The organism is Nitrincola lacisaponensis, assembly GCF_000691225.1.
In the GTDB taxonomy this organism is placed as follows: domain Bacteria; phylum Pseudomonadota; class Gammaproteobacteria; order Pseudomonadales; family Balneatricaceae; genus Nitrincola; species Nitrincola lacisaponensis.
This window is the reverse complement of sequence record NZ_JMSZ01000032.1, coordinates 146,366-162,124: the sequence shown is the minus strand read 5'-3', so window position 1 is coordinate 162,124 and position 15,759 is coordinate 146,366. Positions and strand designations below refer to the sequence as shown.

The 15,759-nt window shown below is 51.8% G+C and carries 12 protein-coding genes; 5 read left to right on the top strand and 7 right to left on the bottom strand.

The window, feature by feature from the left end:
* Window positions 1-5: 5 nt before the first annotated feature.
* The 5 genes from ADINL_RS10780 to ADINL_RS10760 form a co-directional block, all read right to left on the bottom strand.
* The gene (locus tag ADINL_RS10780) at window positions 6-710 is read right to left on the bottom strand and encodes a GntR family transcriptional regulator (RefSeq protein ID WP_036547649.1); all 705 of its coding nucleotides are present in this window, start codon (window positions 708-710) and stop codon (window positions 6-8) included.
* A gap of 105 nt (window positions 711-815) precedes the next feature.
* Entirely contained in the window at window positions 816-2,225 is a 1,410-nt protein-coding gene (locus tag ADINL_RS10775; protein WP_036547646.1) for a hypothetical protein, read from the bottom strand.
* A gap of 41 nt (window positions 2,226-2,266) precedes the next feature.
* On the bottom strand, window positions 2,267-7,225 hold the full coding sequence (locus ADINL_RS10770; protein ID WP_036547643.1) for a diguanylate cyclase domain-containing protein: 4,959 nt from the start codon (window positions 7,223-7,225) through the stop codon (window positions 2,267-2,269).
* Between the two features lie 99 nt (window positions 7,226-7,324).
* Complete coding sequence (locus ADINL_RS10765; RefSeq protein ID WP_036547640.1) at window positions 7,325-7,645, bottom strand: AzlD domain-containing protein; 321 nt, start codon at window positions 7,643-7,645, stop codon at window positions 7,325-7,327.
* Entirely contained in the window at window positions 7,645-8,370 is a 726-nt protein-coding gene (locus ADINL_RS10760) for an AzlC family ABC transporter permease (protein WP_036547637.1), read from the bottom strand. The genes ADINL_RS10765 and ADINL_RS10760 overlap by 1 nt, the downstream gene beginning before the upstream one ends.
* Window positions 8,371-8,493: 123 nt before the next feature.
* On the opposite strand from ADINL_RS10760, the gene ADINL_RS10755 reads away from it, so the two are divergent.
* From ADINL_RS10755 to ADINL_RS10735, 5 genes are all read left to right on the top strand, one after another.
* On the top strand, window positions 8,494-8,697 hold the full coding sequence (locus tag ADINL_RS10755; protein ID WP_036547634.1) for a YgaP family membrane protein: 204 nt from the start codon (window positions 8,494-8,496) through the stop codon (window positions 8,695-8,697).
* Between the two features lie 130 nt (window positions 8,698-8,827).
* Window positions 8,828-9,676, top strand: coding sequence for a hypothetical protein (locus ADINL_RS10750; RefSeq protein ID WP_036547631.1), 849 nt, complete (start codon window positions 8,828-8,830; stop codon window positions 9,674-9,676).
* The gene (locus ADINL_RS10745) at window positions 9,676-10,827 is read left to right on the top strand and encodes a peptidoglycan -binding protein (RefSeq protein ID WP_036547628.1); all 1,152 of its coding nucleotides are present in this window, start codon (window positions 9,676-9,678) and stop codon (window positions 10,825-10,827) included. The genes ADINL_RS10750 and ADINL_RS10745 overlap by 1 nt, the downstream gene beginning before the upstream one ends.
* Before the next feature lie 164 nt (window positions 10,828-10,991).
* A complete protein-coding gene (locus ADINL_RS10740) occupies window positions 10,992-12,233 on the top strand; it encodes an NAD(P)/FAD-dependent oxidoreductase (RefSeq protein ID WP_036547625.1) in 1,242 nt (413 codons plus the stop codon).
* A gap of 93 nt (window positions 12,234-12,326) precedes the next feature.
* The gene (locus ADINL_RS10735) at window positions 12,327-13,040 is read left to right on the top strand and encodes a YebC/PmpR family DNA-binding transcriptional regulator (protein WP_036547623.1); all 714 of its coding nucleotides are present in this window, start codon (window positions 12,327-12,329) and stop codon (window positions 13,038-13,040) included.
* Window positions 13,041-13,045: 5 nt separating this feature from the next.
* Here ADINL_RS10735 and ttcA read toward each other — a convergent pair whose 3' ends face one another.
* Both ttcA and ADINL_RS10725 read right to left on the bottom strand, forming a co-directional pair.
* The gene (gene ttcA, locus ADINL_RS10730; RefSeq protein ID WP_036547619.1) at window positions 13,046-13,951 is read right to left on the bottom strand and encodes a tRNA 2-thiocytidine(32) synthetase TtcA; all 906 of its coding nucleotides are present in this window, start codon (window positions 13,949-13,951) and stop codon (window positions 13,046-13,048) included.
* Between the two features lie 72 nt (window positions 13,952-14,023).
* Entirely contained in the window at window positions 14,024-15,664 is a 1,641-nt protein-coding gene (locus tag ADINL_RS10725) for a methyl-accepting chemotaxis protein (protein ID WP_036547617.1), read from the bottom strand.
* Window positions 15,665-15,759: the final 95 nt, after the last annotated feature.

Here is a 15,759-nt window from a genome sequence, read left to right as displayed (position 1 = left end):
CCCGGTCAGAGGGTAATATCCTGTCGCTTGTCTTCCGAGATATAGCGCTGGATCTGGATGACTATCTGGTCAGCATGGGCTTTTGCAAGCTTGTCTGCCAGCTCAACATCCCGATTACGGATTGCCTGAATCTGGTCTTCGTGTTGATCCGAATACTCGCGCGGTAACTGATCATTGAACGAGGTGTAATACAGCCTGAGCAAGCGCCGCCCTTCATCCAGCAAACGTACGAACAGATCCCGGTAATACTTGTTTCTGCCGGCTTCGGCCATGGCAACATGAAAATCACGGTTCACCGTAATCATTTTCAGCGCATCACCGCTTTCAACCGCTGCGGCATACTCAGCCTGAAGTGCTTCCATAATCTCCAGATCTTCTGCGGTCGCATTTTCAGCTGCCAGACGTGTATTAACGCGATACATGAGTGTCAAAGCATCAAAATATGCCGACAGACTCAGCAAATCGATATGAGAAACAACCGTAGAGCGGTTGGTCAGCGTCACCACCAGACCATCAGCGGCCAGCTTGAGCAGCGCCTCTCTGATGGGTGTCCGGGACATTTGAAAACGTTCGGAAAGCTGCTTTTCTTCCAGTGGTGTTCCCGGTGCGAGCGTCAGATCAATAATTTCATTACGAAGTTTTTCATATACTGTAGAAACACCGGACCCGCGACGGCGTTCCGCTAATTGCTCAATGTCTGATGACGACAAGACCACTCTCCTGCATGAAGACTCAAATATTCGGCTCACTTATGAGCCAGAGTGATGCTAGCGTGAAAGCAGCAACTTGTCGACATATTGTTTTTTAAATGCGTCTCAATGCCGGAATGCATGAATCCGCTGACGTCGCTTCTCCCAGAAAGCATCATAGGTCTCCGGATCAAAGTCCGCCTGCAGTTTCTGCTGTTGCGAAGCAAAATTCATCAGCACCATCTCCAAAAACGTACTGTAATCCAGCGCAATGGCTCCGGCTTCGTCCGTTTGCGGCTGGTCGCCCCAACGATTGGTAAACCAGGCATTCCACTCGGTAGAGCCCGGTGTATACATGTTCAGCGGTGAGCTGATCGGTGGCTTGGCAGGATAAAAATAGGTCAGCATTCTGTCACTACCGGGTAAATACGCGACCGTACCGTGACAACTCATACAGGAAGAACTGCGCAGAGACTCGACTGGTAGCCCGTCCACCAGAACATTGTGTTTGACGGCTATATCGAAAGGCCCTGACAGACGCCCGCCATAACCGAGGGTGACAGTGGCATAGGCCGGTGCATCCGGGTTGATATAGGTTTGTTGCAGAGGCTGCTGCGGGTGCAGTGCAGAGTTAACATCCGGGTCCAGTCCCCACATCGCCCCCAATGGGACCATTCTGTCCCAGGCATCCTCGCCTTCAGCATCTTTATCATAGACCAGCGTCGAGAAAACCCAACCCGTTTCCGGTGCTGCAACACTGTCTTTCACAATAATATCAAAGATGGCAACACGCACATCGGTCACAACCGGTGGCTGATCCGGGATCGTACCCTGTGCATTAAAGGGGCGGCGGTAAATCTGCCAGGTTGCCGCCCCTTCCAGTACCGGCCACTCCTCGGGAGTTGCTGTAGCTGCAGCAGCCTTGATAATCACGGAACCTTCCGGAAACTGAGCTTCACCCGACGCCAGGCTGGGTTCACACACCGATGTAGCGGCATCACAGTCCTGCCATACACGCCCCAGAGCCAGGGCGGCAGTTTCATTGTAGTAAATGGCCGCATGGTTACGCACATCCACGGTCAAACCTGACTCAGCATATACCGATGCAGCCTGAATCTGCCCGGTATAGGTGCCATAAATCGCATCACGCCCTTCCCATCCTGTTACCGGGATCGCCTCCCCGGCCCACAGCATGCTGTACCAGCCTGTTTGGGGATGTTGATTCCAGACCTGGGGTTGGGTCACAAATATCCGCATCGGATCTTCAACGAATTGCTTTAACGTCAACACATAATCATGTGCTTTGGCCTTGCTCAGCGGCTCACCCTGTAAAACCTGACGCCAGGGCATATCAACCGGTTCAGGAACAGCAGAAGGGTAATCATAGTTAAAACGAAACAACGGCCCCTGATAGGCTGAAGCATCCGGGATCAGACCATCATTCACCGCAAAGGGATTTACGTCTGCCAGTGCAGTGACACTCAGCGATGCCATCAACATCAGCGGGACAGCCCGCTTGCTCCAGATTAACATCATGACGCTCTCCTCTACAGTTCAGGATTTTCAGTATATAAGCATTAATTTCTATATTCACAGGTGCGACTTTTACCGGCACTCTTAGCTTGATACAGCGCTTTGTCTGCCCGCAGAATTAACTGCTCAATGCTTGCACCCGGTCCGACATACAACCCGATACTCATGGTCACTTGAGACACAACAGAAGATACCGCATGGGGAATAGCGCATTGATTCACAGCCTGATGAATCTGTTCGGCGATATACTGTGCTCCTTCAGCGTCAGTTGCGGGCAAAATCACTGCAAACTCTTCACCACCATAACGTGCTACCAGATCACCTGGACGCTTAACCACCGACTTGAAACACTCAGCGACAGCGATCAAACAGTCGTCACCCGTCTGATGACCGTAATGATCGTTATAGGCTTTAAATTCGTCCAGATCACAAATCAACAAAGCCAAGGGCAATCCTAGCCGTTTGCAATAGTGATACTGCTGCTGCAATACCTGATTAAAATGACGACGGTTACTGAGCCCGGTCAAGCCATCGGTTGTAGCCAGGACTTGAAGCTGTTGATTGGCTTGCTGCAGTTTTTGCTCTGCCAGTTTGCGCTCATCATTCTCTTCGGTGAGCCGCTGATTCAGATGACGAATCGTGTCATATTGGCTCTGTAATTCCTGTTTCTGCTGTTCAATATCCTGGGTGCGTTCACTGACCTTCTGCTCCAGTTTCTGATACACCAGTGCATTGTCAATCGAGATAGCAATCTGAGTGCCCAGATAACGCAGCATGACAAAACGATTCTGGGTAAACACACCTGCCGCTGTATCACTCTCAAGGTAAATCAGCCCTTTCAGTTGACCTTGAATCACTAACGGCATGCAGATTACTGACAGCACCTGGTATCGGCTCAGATACGGGTCTTTCTCAAACACCGCATAATGGCAGGCATCATCCAGCAAAATGGCTTCCTGGGATGACAGCACGTAATTGATGATTCGATGAGGCAGATCAGCCGTCTGATCATAGAGCTGATTCTGCATAACCTGAGTATCAGCCCCGCTCCGGCGTGACTCCGCCTGTATACGATACTGCTGATCTTCATGCAGCATCAGTACACAGCGCTGAGCCAGAGTGTTTTGAAGCAGAATGCTCATCAAGGTTTCCAGCAACCTGGGCAAACGGCGCTCCTGGCTGATCACCTCAACAGCCTGGGCCAGACTATCAAGATCAAATTGATCAGCCTGTATTGGATCCTGCAAATAGCGGTTATCAATACCCCACTTTTCTGACAAGCGCTTGCGTTCTGCCTGATGCGATCTGGCGGCAAGACGCTGTCCCATAGTGGTATAGAGCGTCTCCATTAATTGATGTGCAAGTATTTGCAGATTGAGATGACCATTAAATTCAGCACTTTTGCAGGCATCCTGATAGCAAGACAGTGCTTCCCAGGAGCGGCCCGCAAGCCGATGAAGCTCTCCCTGCACCAACTGCGCCCGATCCAGGAAGTTATCCGGACACTGATCTGCCCAGCGTTGAAGCTGCCGGGCATAACGTTTGATGCGTAAATGCTTACGATGCATCACCAGTCCCGTGTTGGGACGCAAGGTTTTAGCCAGAATCAATGCATGTAAAAAGCAATGTTCAGCACCATGTAACATGCCCTGACTGTCTTTCAAATAGCTCTGGCTTTTCAACGCCAGACTGGCTGCATCTTCGTAATATCCCTGGCTATACAGGACCCACATCTTGTTGATGAAATACAGATGGGCAAAATGCCGTGAGCCGAATTGCTCCAGACGCTGCAAAAACGCTTTTTCGTCAAACCCCTGTCGATTGAATACCGGTAACGTCGCTGAAGGATGGCGCAGGTTCAGTATCGCCTGGCGAATCCCCTCAAGGGTCTGCTCATGTTCAGATGCACCAATGCGCTGCAACACCACCTGAAACTGATCACATTGCTGCAGGATCTGCTCCAGTGGATGTCCACGCATCAACTGACTCTGCAAGATACCGGCTGCAGCACATCCGGCATGAAACCAGTCACCAATTTTCAGCCCCTGCTCGAAAGCACGCTGCCAATAACGCTCGGTATCACTGGCAGGGTGCAGCCAGGAGTGAGCAAAGTAGCCATATACAAAGGGTACTTCAGCACTCTGCATCTGATTGTGATAACGCTCCAACATCGCCAGGGACAAGCGTCCATACTCACAACCAGCGTGAGCATGGCCCCGAACGCCACCGACGAATATAACCCCGAATACCATATATCCGACCACAGCCTCACAGGTATTGCCATGTTTAAGGCATAAACGCACCTGCTTGGCAGCCAGAGCAACACAAAGTTCTGGACGTATCTGATAGGCCGCTTTTTGCATGGCCGAGAGTAGCAGTATCTGGTCACACACACCCGGGTCCTCTGCATCCGGGAGACCCAGCAAATCTTCAATGCTGAGATGCTGTAATTTTCGTTTGAGATACAGATAGTCCACTGCAAAATTGATGACACTGAACCCATCCGGGATACTGAAATCCAGCTTCTGCAATGCTTCTCTGCCAGTCTCAAATGCCTGCTGAAAATCGCCATAATCCGTATGAAATTTGATCAACAATTCATAAATTCGGGTTCGCTGCCGTGCATCCCTGCAGACCGTCAATGCCTGTTGGTAGTAATGCAAGGCAGCGGCCTGATACCCGCAGAGATGCTCACACTCGGCACGTTCTTTCAGGATTTCCGCCGTCAAGGCAGCTTCCGGAGATTTTCCCGACAACAAACGCATCGCCTGAATCACCAACTGGAGCGCCAGTGCAAAATCACCATTGGCTTTAGCTGCCATCGAAGCACGCCTGTTCAGTCGACCCACCTGAATCAGCTGATCGGCCTGATTGATCTGCTCCAGGGCCGCGTTGTAGTGATACACGCACTCCAACAACCGGGCATCCAGATCTTCACTTTGCTCCAGACACTCAGCGATTGACAGGTGAGCCTGCTGAAGCCTGATTTTATCCATCAGACCGTAGGCAGCCTGTTGAATACGGTCATGCGGAAAACAATACTCAACACCCTGAGCACTTACCTGACTCACCAGCCAACCGCCGGTTTGCGCAGACAACAGCGCCTGCTCCAGATCTATAGAGGGCAGCAAACGATGCAGCAATTCGACATTAAAACGATTGCCGATACAGGCGGCCATACTCAGCACCTGCTGCACCTCGTCAGCCAGAAAGGTCAAACGCTCTGCCAGTAATTGAACAACATTCTCGCTGACCGGTATGGCTGCTTGCTGGTCCAAATCCAGTTTCCAGACCAAGGCTTGCTGATCAAACCAGAGCAGATGATGTCGCTGGCACTGACGCAGATATTCTGCCATGTAGAAGGGATTGCCCTGGGTTTTTTCCACCAGCATATCTGCCAGGGTGGTTGCTGCCTCAGATGGTAACTTAAAGTGATAAACCAGTCGCTCTGCGACCACACTGGTCGTCAGAGGTGCCAATGAAATTTCTTGCTGAATCACCTCTTGTTTACGCAGGCGCTGCAGAAAACCTGCCAACATACAACTTTGGTGTTCTTCATCATCACGAAAAGCGAAAATTACCACGACCGAATGCAGCTCATGGAGCGCACTTTCCAGCCACTCCAATGTTGCGGCATCCGCCCATTGGCAGTCATCCAGGAAAAGGCACAACGGATGCTCTGTACTGGCCAGCGTTTGTACGAAACGGGTCAGCAAGCGGTACAAGCGCACTTTGGCATCCGCTGCTGGCAATGCCGCCACCTCAGGAGGCAGGCCGATGAACAAGGTCAGTTCAGGAATCGCCTCCAGCAACAATGCAGCGTCATCCCCCATCACTTGACGAAAGGTTTCACCCCATTGCTGCAACGAGTCAGATGACTCAGAGAGCAACTGGCGTAACAATTGCTGCAAGGCTGAAAACAAACCATCCAGCGGGCTGTTAGACGCATACTGATCATACTTGATCTGTATGCAACGGCACTGATCAGACATTGCCTGTTGTACTGCATTCACCAGGCTGGACTTGCCGATACCGGACACTCCTTGCACCAATGCACAGCTGAACGCCTGCCCGGCCGACTGCTGCAAGACCTTGATTAAAGCCTCGCGCTCTGCATCACGGCCATAGTGTTCACCCTGGCTGAATAAACGGTTGATTTCACTGACATGGTCGAGTTCAAAATCAGGCAATGCGCGATCAGCCACAGCATGCTGCAAGCAAATATTTAAATCGACAAGCACCGCATCCATGGACGGATAACGCTGACACCGATCAGAAGCAAGCATTTTGGCGATAATACGCCACAGCACTGCAGACCGGTCAGGAAAGCGTCGACAGAGTTCAGCATCCATGGAATCCGGAAAATCAGTTGGAATACCTGACGCCGGTTTGCCTGTCAGCATCAGATAAAATATGGCACCCAGCGAGTAGATATCACTGCGTTCATCGACCTGTACTCCTGAGTGGGGATGTTGTTCTGGGGCTTGATAGGGTGATTGTTCAGGGAGGAAAGTGTTCTGAATGGGTCCTGTCTGCGTAATTGGCTGAACCCGTCCCAGTCCGATGACACGAAAATCATCCAGTCCTTCACTGACCAGAATATGCTCCGGAGCCAACTGGGCATGAATAAAACCCGCCTGATGAATGGCCTGCAACGTTTCACACAGAGTGACGGCAAGGTGCAGAAACCGGATTTCAGACAAAGGCTGCTGTACTACACGCTGATCGAGGGGCAATCCTTCAAAGTATTCACGCACCAGTATTGGGTTTTCATTCCAGCTGGCAATACCCCGCACGGAGATAAGTTTTGGGTGCACGCATTGTTGTGCCTGATCGTACTCACCACGCAACATATCTGCATGAGAAACACCAGGAATAACGCGCTTGCTGCGCTTTAATACGACAGACTCCTGACCTGATCTGGCCAGCCAGAGCTCAGACCCGGCGGTTTCCTGAAGCAGAGTCAAGTCACTCAAACCATCTATCGACAGGTAATTTTCCATTTACTCGATACTTACTGTGAAGGAACAAAAAGAAGTTTTAAGTCAGGAGCCATCCTCGCTACAGTGGATAATCATCTATGTGTACACATCTGTCCAGTATTAAAGCCCCACCACAAAGCGTAGCAGCATAAAAATAAACATGCCTGCCACAATTGTCGTCATCAAGTCCTTGCGCACCAGCGCGATGACAAAGGCACACGCCCCCGCCAATAGCCAGGGGTTACGCCAGCTGAACCAGATTTCACCTTCAGGCATCAGCACTGCCGGTACTATGATGGCAGTGAGAACAGCAGGCGGTACAAAACCCAACGCATGATTTAACCAGACGGGAAAATGTGCTCGCCCAGCCACCGCAAACAGCACAAAACGTACGCCAAACGTCACCAGAAACATGCCCAGTATCAAGTAAACTTCCTGCATCACTCGGCCTCCTGAAGCGTTTTGGTACGTTGTGACTGTCGCAGACTCAATGAAAGTCCGACGGCAATACCACAGAGCGCGGCAACAATCAGACCCAGCTTATGTGGCATAAAGGCTGTTGCGACGGCCATTGCACCTGCCACCAGTACCGCTCCCCACATAGGCCGATTGGTCAAATACGGCACCACCATACCGATAAAGGTGACTGACATGGCAAAATCCAGGCCCCAATCCGTCATGTCGGGAAACAGCCCGCCCAACACAATGCCGATGAAAGTACACAGTATCCAGTTGCCATACATTGCCAGGAACGAACCCAAATAAAACCAGTGTGCTGTGCTGTGAGATGATTCACGCAAAAAACGATTACTGACTGCAGCAAAGGTTTCATCGGTTAAACCAAAGGCCATCATGACCCGCCAGCGCAACGGCAGATGCCCGGTCTTGGGAACCAGGTTGGCGGCATACAACAGATGCCGCAAGTTCACGACAAAGGTTGTCAGGATAATAATCGGCAACGCCGCTCCGGCAGCCAGCAGCCCCAGCGCAATAAACTGACTCGAACCTGCATAGACAAACACAGACATCGCCATGGCACCCCAGGCAGACAAGCCACTGGTTTCTGCCAATGTCCCGAAAATAATACCAAAGGGGATGGCACCGACAATCAGCGGCAAAGTCGCTTTCACGCCGGCATAGAATTCTGATCTGGGTATCGATTGCATATCACGCCTTCTGAGTGTATCGAACATCTGTATCTGGACAAAACATTAGACTTAACTTATATTAGATGAAACATATACAAGACCTTTGCCACACTATGGTGGCGAACATTTTTGGAGCACAACATGACCCTGGATCGTATGGTGTTTGCATTCGCAGGCAGTTTTATTCTGATCAGCCTGGCCCTGGCTCACTGGGTCAGCCCCTGGTGGTTGCTGTTCACGGCCTTTGTCGGCGCGAACATGTTACAAACCGCCTTCACTGGCTTCTGTCCGCTGGTCATTATATTGAAAAAACTGGGTGTAAAACCCGGACAAGCCTTTAATTAACCTCTGAAATACGGGTTGATTTGTCCTCAGGACACTTCATCCCGATTTTTTATGCCCTCCCCTTTACACCCGGCGTCGAGTCATGGATGATCTGGATTGACTGAATCCGATTCATGAGCTGGTGGTAACGATGAGCAATCCCAAGCACACGCTGTTCTGGATGACACTGTTTCTGGGGGTAGTCGCGGCAATTTGCGTATTAATTTATGCCCCCTTGCAAACGGCCTTCATGGCCAACTGGGTTTTTAATGCGCTGATCCTCTGTGTGTTACTGATCGGCATCGGTATTACCTATCGACAAGTGTTCATGCTGTTCCCGGAAATTCGCTGGGTTGCCCAGTTCCGTACCGGACGCATGGGTTTGTCAGTCACTCAGGAACCTCGCCTGCTCAAACCCCTGGCCCGTCAACTGGGTGAAGACTACAAACGCGATAAATTTTCCCTGTCGGCCCTGTCACTGCGCACAGTGCTGGATGGCATACGTACACGCCTGGATGAACAACGCGAAATCACCCGCTACTTCATCAGTCTGCTGATTTTTCTGGGCCTGCTGGGTACCTTTTGGGGCCTGCTCGGTACCATCAACGCTGTTGGCCAGGTCATCATCAATCTGGATATGCAGCAGAGCAATTTTGCCGATGTCTTCGCTAACCTGCAGTCAGGACTACTGACTCCACTGGAAGGCATGGGCACCGCCTTCAGCTCTTCACTGTTGGGCCTGGGTGGCTCGCTATTACTGGGCTTTCTGGATATCCAGGCGGGTCATGCCCAAAACCGTTTCTATGACGGCCTGGAAGAGTGGTTAACCGGTGTCACCCACCTGGTCGAAAAAGCCAATCAGGAAGGAAAAGCACCTCCCGTACTGACTGATGACTGGGACTATGAAATTTCAGGCATGGATACCCTGCGCGAACTGGAACGTCTGCGAGAAGAAAACGCAGAACTGGCCGCTAAACTGGCAGAACAGGATAAACACTGATGCTGGGTTCTGCTCGCCGTCAACGCAGCCAAATCAACGCCTGGCCAGGCTATGTCGACGCCCTGTCAGCCCTGTTGATGCTGGTCATCTTTATGCTGATGATCTATATGGTCACCCAGCTGTATCTGTCGCAGGCACTCTCTGACCGGGATTCTGAACTCGCCAGCCTGAGCAGTCGTTTGAATGAGATTTCTCGCCTGCTGATGCTGGAAGAACAACGTAGCGAACAGCTCGCGGCTGAACTCACCAGCCTGCAAAGTGCCTACCAACAAAGCCTGTCACGTGAAGAAGCCATGCAACAGGCACTGGACAGTTTGCTGGGTGATCTCAGCGAATCGGAACAGGCCCAGCAACAAATTGCCAGCCGGGCAGCCGAACTGGAAGCACAGCTGGAACAGGAGCGTACAGCCTTCATGCAACTGCGTACCCTGGCAGATGACCAGGAAGCACGTATTGCCGGCCTGACAGCCAGTGCCTCGGAACGGGAAACAGCTCTGAAAGAAGAGCAGGAACTGACTGCCGCCCAGCAGGACTTCATTCTGCAACTGACTCAACGCATTGATGCGCTTCAGCAGCAGCTGCAACAGATCAGTGCAGCACTGCAGCTGCAAGAAGCACTGGTTGCCGAACGTGATGTCGAAATTGCCGGTCTGGGTCAGCGCTTGAACCGTGCCTTGGCAGAGCGCGTAAACCAGCTGGAACGCTATCAGTCCGAATTCTTTGGCCGCCTGCGCGACCTGCTTGAAGCCAATGAAAACATTCGCATCGTTGGCGACCGTTTCCTGCTGCCCTCGGAATTGTTCTTTGCCTCAGGTTCGGCTGAACTGGGACCTGAAGGACGCGCTGAACTGGACAAACTGGCCGCGCTGCTACTGGAAATCTCGGCAACCATTCCGGACGATCTGGACTGGATACTGCGTGTGGACGGCCATACAGACCGGGTGCCCATCAACACGCCAGCATTCCCTTCCAACTGGGAATTGTCCACCGCTCGTGCTGTATCCGTAGTCCGCTACCTGGCATCACGCGGAGTCCCCCAGCAGCATATGGCAGCTGCTGGATTTGGTGAGTTTTACCCTGTAGACAGCGGCACCTCTGCCGCAGCACTGCAGCGCAACCGACGGATCGAAATCAAACTAACAGACAGATAAAGCAGAAAATAAACCCAAACCAAACTCATAAAGCAGATGTAAATTCTGATATTTTAAGCTTTACGACGTAATTTCGTTTTAATATTCCAGCTATACAGGATATTAAAAATCTTCTGCTAGAATGCAAAGAGTGCTCAAATTTAAGCCCTTAGCAGGAGAGTAGAATGTCGCGGGAAACCATCGTCGTTGGAGCCGGTATAGTCGGTGTCAGTGTTGCCTGGCACCTGTTGCAGCGTGGTCGTAAAGTCTTACTGATTGACCGCCGCCCACCGGGTCTGGAAACCTCTTTTGGCAATGCCGGTATCATTCAGCGTGAAGCTGTTGAGCCCTATGCCTTCCCGCATGACCTGAAAACCCTGTTACGTGTACTGCCCAACCGCAGTATTGATATCCGCTACCGCCCTACCGGCATGGTAGCTGCTGCCAGCCCATTGCTGAGCTACTACCTGAACTCGTTTCCGGGCCGTTACAGCAAAATCGTACCGGAGTATGCTTCTATCATTTCGCTGTCCACACAAGAACATGCGCCCATGATTGCAGCCTCGGGGGCTGAACCGTTGATCCAGAAAAAAGGCTGGCTGGAACTCTATCGCACCGAATCAGAACTGGCCCAGCGTTGGAAAGAAGCACAGCACAATACCCGTTATGGTGTGGAGTCCCGCCTGCTGGATCGTGCACAACTGGATGAAATCCAGCCCGGCCTGTCTCAGGAAATCTGCGGAGCCATTCACTGGCTGAACTCCTGGACCGTAGAGTCACCTGGTGACCTGGTGCAGTCTTATGCCCGTGCCTTCGAAGCAGCTGGTGGTGAATTCCTGGAAGCAGAGCTGAAAGGTCTGGAGCAACAAGGTGATGGCTGGAAAGTGAGCACCAGTCGCGGTGATCATGAAGCTCCGGAGGTTGTTGTCGCGCTGGGCCCCTGGTCACAACAGTTCCTGGCACCACTGAACTACAACTTCCCGCTGTTTGTAAAACGCGGTTACCACATGCACTACCGCCAGCCAGATGTAAAAGCACGCCTGGATTACTGGTTGATGGATGCCGAAAAAGGTTACCTGCTGGAACCGATGAAAAACGGCATACGCCTGACTACGGGTGCAGAGCTGGCCAATCTGGATGCTCCTCCCTCATACGGGCAGTTGGACAAAGCGGAAAAAGAAGGTCGCAAACTCTTCCCGTTTGGTGGCAGAGTAGAAGAGCAGCCGTGGAAAGGTGCACGCCCTTGCTTGCCCGATATGAAACCGATTATCGGTCCGGCACCAAAGCATCCGGGGTTGTGGCTGGCATTTGGTCACGGCCATCAGGGCTTCACCTTGGGGCCCGCCACAGGTCGCCTGCTGGGTGAAATGATGGATGGTGAAAAAACAGCGATCGATATGCAACCATTCCGCGCAGACCGCTTCTGATACCGAGTTAAAATTCAATAGCCCAATTTTGCGTTTATGCGTAAAATTGGGCTAATTTTTTTAACCCGATAGCAACCAAACAGGACTCTCCATATGGGTCGCGCCTACCAGAACCGCAAAGAATCCATGGCCAAAACGGCCGATCAGAAAACCAAAGTCTACAGCAAATATGCCCGCGAAATTTACGTGTGTGCCAAATCCGGGGGTACAGACCCGGCTGGTAACCTGACACTGCGTGGCATGATTGAGCGCGCCAAAAAAGATCAGGTACCCGCTCACGTGATCGACAAAGCTCTCGACAAAGCCAAAGGCAGTGGCGGTGAAGACTTTTCTGTCGCCCGGTATGAGGGCTTTGGTCCTGGCAACTGCATGGTGATCGTTGAGTGCCTGACCGATAACCCCAACCGTACCTTTGGAGACGTGCGCCACTGCTTCACCAAAACTAAGTGCAAGATCGGTACGCAAGGCAGTGTCAGCCACATGTTTGATCACTGTGCCATTCTGGCATTCAAGGGTGATGATGAAGAAGCGGTACTGGAAGCACTGATGATGGCCGACGTTGATGTCACCGACATTGAGAATGAAGATGGCATGATCACAGTCTTCGCGCCGCACACCGAATACGCCAATGCCAAACAAGCCCTGGCTGCCGCGTTTGGCGAAATCGACTATGAAGCGGATGCCATTCAATTCCTGGCACAAACCTCCACGGAAATCAGCCCGGAAGATCAGCCCATGTTTGAACGGTTTATCGACCTGCTGAACGACCTGGACGACGTGCAGAACATTTACCACAACGTCGCCTGATTTGCTCACAACGACAAAATATCAATGCGCTCCATCATCTGCACAGCTGCTTTCGGGTGGCTGGGCAGATCATCTTCATCATCGACGATGCCATGCGCATAGCCCAATTGCAGATTTTTGAAATCAAACAACTCGGCATCTGCCAGATGTGAAGGCACAACATTGCACAGAGAACGGAACATGGTTTCGATACGCCCTGGGTGGGTTTTATCCCAGCCTTGCAGCATCTCCTTGATAACCTGACGCTGCAGATTTTCCTGGGAGCCACACAGATTGCACGGAATAATCGGAAAGCCGCGCAGTTCGGCGTAGGCGGCAATATCCTTTTCACGCGCATAGGCCAACGGCCGGATCACCATATTTTTGCCATCATCCGACACCAGCTTGGGCGGCATGGACTTCAGCTTGCCACCATAAAACATGTTCAGGAAGAAAGTTTCCAGAATATCGTCCCGGTGATGTCCCAGGGCAATTTTATTCGCCCCTATTTGCTCGGCAAAACCATACAGCGTACCGCGACGCAACCGCGAACAGAGTGCACAGGTCGTCTTACCTTCCGGCACGACAGACTTGACCACGGAATAGGTGTCGCGTTCGACAATATGAAACGGCACACCCAGCTCGGTGAGATATTCAGGTAACACATGCTCAGGGAAACCCGGCTGCTTCTGATCCAGATTGACAGCCACCAGCTCAAACTGAATCGGTGCACTCTTCTGCAGATTCATGAGGATGTCCAGCATGACAAAGGAGTCCTTGCCACCAGACAGACAGACCATGACCTTGTCACCTTCTTCAATCATGTTGAAGGTTTCAATCGCCTGCCCCATCTCACGCCTCAGGCGTTTTTGCAGTTTGTTCTGACGTGTTTTGAGCTTACGTGCTTCTTCAGTATCGGTGACGCTGGTCATGGGTGTTCCGGAAAGGGGTTAATTCAACAGAGGGGCACTAGTATAGCCTGCTGTTGAATTAACCGCATCTATTTAGCACTTAAAGCGGCTCACCATGCCATTAAGCTCAGAAGCAATGTTATTCAGCTCTTTCGCACTCTCGGCTGTTGAGCGCATGGCGCCACTGGTGATTTCCATCATCTGCGCTATATGATCAACCTTCTCGGCAATACTGCTGCTCGCCAGCGTCTGCTCCTGAGTCGAGTTGGCCACACCGGTCACACTCACCAGTGTTGACTCCGCACCCTGACGGATTTGCGCCAGCAACGCACTGGCTGACTCAGTTGCCACAACACCGGCCTCCACCTGTGGCAAGGCCGCTTCCATGGTGTCGACCACTTGCGCTGTACCCGTGAGTACACCTTCAATCATTTTTTCAATGTCACTGGTCGCAGTCGCGGTCCGTGCCGCCAAGGTACGCACCTCATCCGCTACCACGGCAAAACCTCTACCCTGATCACCGGCACGCGCAGCCTCAATTGCCGCATTCAACGCCAACAGATTGGTCTGCTCGGCAATTTCACGAATCACACTGGCGATTGAAGAGATACGACTGGCATTGGCATTCAAGTCTCCCACTTTACTGGAGGCCTTTTTAACCATATCTGCAATTTTGTTGATTTCATTACTGGCAGAACTGACCTGCGACACCCCCTGCTGCGCCATTTCAGCTGCAAAGCGTGAATTTTCTTCTGTTTCCCGGGCGCTCTCAGAGATATGACTGATACTGACCGTCATCTCTTCAATCGCAGCCGCCATGGACGTAATCGCCTCAGCCTCATCATTGGCGGCCCGTGCAACATCAGCCGCTGCCTGATTGATGGTATTGGCATTATTATGCACATTCTTGGACTCGTTACGTATCTCGGTGACCGTTGCCCGGATTGACGTCACCATCATCTCCAGTCCGGCCAACAGGCTACCGGGAGGTGCATTGTCAATACGGATCGTCAGATCACCCTTGGCCGCACGCGACATCAGATCTATCGCCAATGCGGGCTCGCCACCTACCTGACGCAGAATACTCAGGGCGATCAGATAACCAGACACACCGATCAGTACCAGAATCAGCAGTGCAACCAGACCATCTTTCAACATTTCCCGACGCAGATCTGCAGCCAGGTCATCCATATAGATACCTGTCCCGATAAACCAGCCCCAGGGCTGAAAGATTTTGGCGTATTGCAGCTTCTCAACAGCAAGCGTTGAACCCGGACGCGGAAACTCGGTATCCACGAAGGCACCTGAAGGCTGGGCTCTCAAGGCTGCCACGATATCCTGCAGGGTATAGCGGCCCTGACCATCGCGGATCTCGTTAAACATGTTGCGGCCCTTGAATGCCGGATTGACATGAGCAACGCCGACACCTTCCAGTGTCCAGGCATACACATACTCTGCCTTGCCATCCGCACCGCCATAGCGACCCGCGAGGAACATCGCCCCTGCTGCATCCTGCGCTTCCTGACGCGTCATGACTCCACTTTGTTCCAGTGCATAAAAATGCTCAGCGATGCTGTATGCCGACTCCACAATGGACTGAATGACCTCCATGCGGCCCTGGGTCAGATCACGCTTTGTCGACATCAGGGAAGTAATCGTCAATGCCACTATGCCCACAAGAGCAAGCAGCACGATCAGGAAAATACGTACCCGGAGAGTGAGGGATGTATTCATAGGATAACCTTAATATACTTGTTTTTTATGGTAATCGCCTGACAGGCTTATCCTGAATAGTAATCCCTAATTTAAAAAAAACGTAGTAAATTCTT

What these genes read in the sequence shown, in the direction of transcription:
- ADINL_RS10775 (WP_036547646.1), bottom strand. Translation starts at nt 2,225, where the DNA reads ATGATGTTAATCTGGAGCAAGCGGGCTGTCCCGCTGATGTTGATGGCA.
- ADINL_RS10770 (WP_036547643.1), bottom strand. Translation starts at nt 7,225, where the DNA reads ATGGAAAATTACCTGTCGATAGATGGTTTGAGTGACTTGACTCTGCTT.
- ADINL_RS10765 (WP_036547640.1), bottom strand. Translation starts at nt 7,645, where the DNA reads ATGCAGGAAGTTTACTTGATACTGGGCATGTTTCTGGTGACGTTTGGC.
- ADINL_RS10760 (WP_036547637.1), bottom strand. Translation starts at nt 8,370, where the DNA reads ATGCAATCGATACCCAGATCAGAATTCTATGCCGGCGTGAAAGCGACT.
- ADINL_RS10755 (WP_036547634.1), top strand. Translation starts at nt 8,494, where the DNA reads ATGACCCTGGATCGTATGGTGTTTGCATTCGCAGGCAGTTTTATTCTG.
- ADINL_RS10750 (WP_036547631.1), top strand. Translation starts at nt 8,828, where the DNA reads ATGAGCAATCCCAAGCACACGCTGTTCTGGATGACACTGTTTCTGGGG.
- ADINL_RS10745 (WP_036547628.1), top strand. Translation starts at nt 9,676, where the DNA reads ATGCTGGGTTCTGCTCGCCGTCAACGCAGCCAAATCAACGCCTGGCCA.
- ADINL_RS10740 (WP_036547625.1), top strand. Translation starts at nt 10,992, where the DNA reads ATGTCGCGGGAAACCATCGTCGTTGGAGCCGGTATAGTCGGTGTCAGT.
- ADINL_RS10735 (WP_036547623.1), top strand. Translation starts at nt 12,327, where the DNA reads ATGGGTCGCGCCTACCAGAACCGCAAAGAATCCATGGCCAAAACGGCC.
- ttcA (WP_036547619.1), bottom strand. Translation starts at nt 13,951, where the DNA reads ATGACCAGCGTCACCGATACTGAAGAAGCACGTAAGCTCAAAACACGT.
- ADINL_RS10725 (WP_036547617.1), bottom strand. Translation starts at nt 15,664, where the DNA reads ATGAATACATCCCTCACTCTCCGGGTACGTATTTTCCTGATCGTGCTG.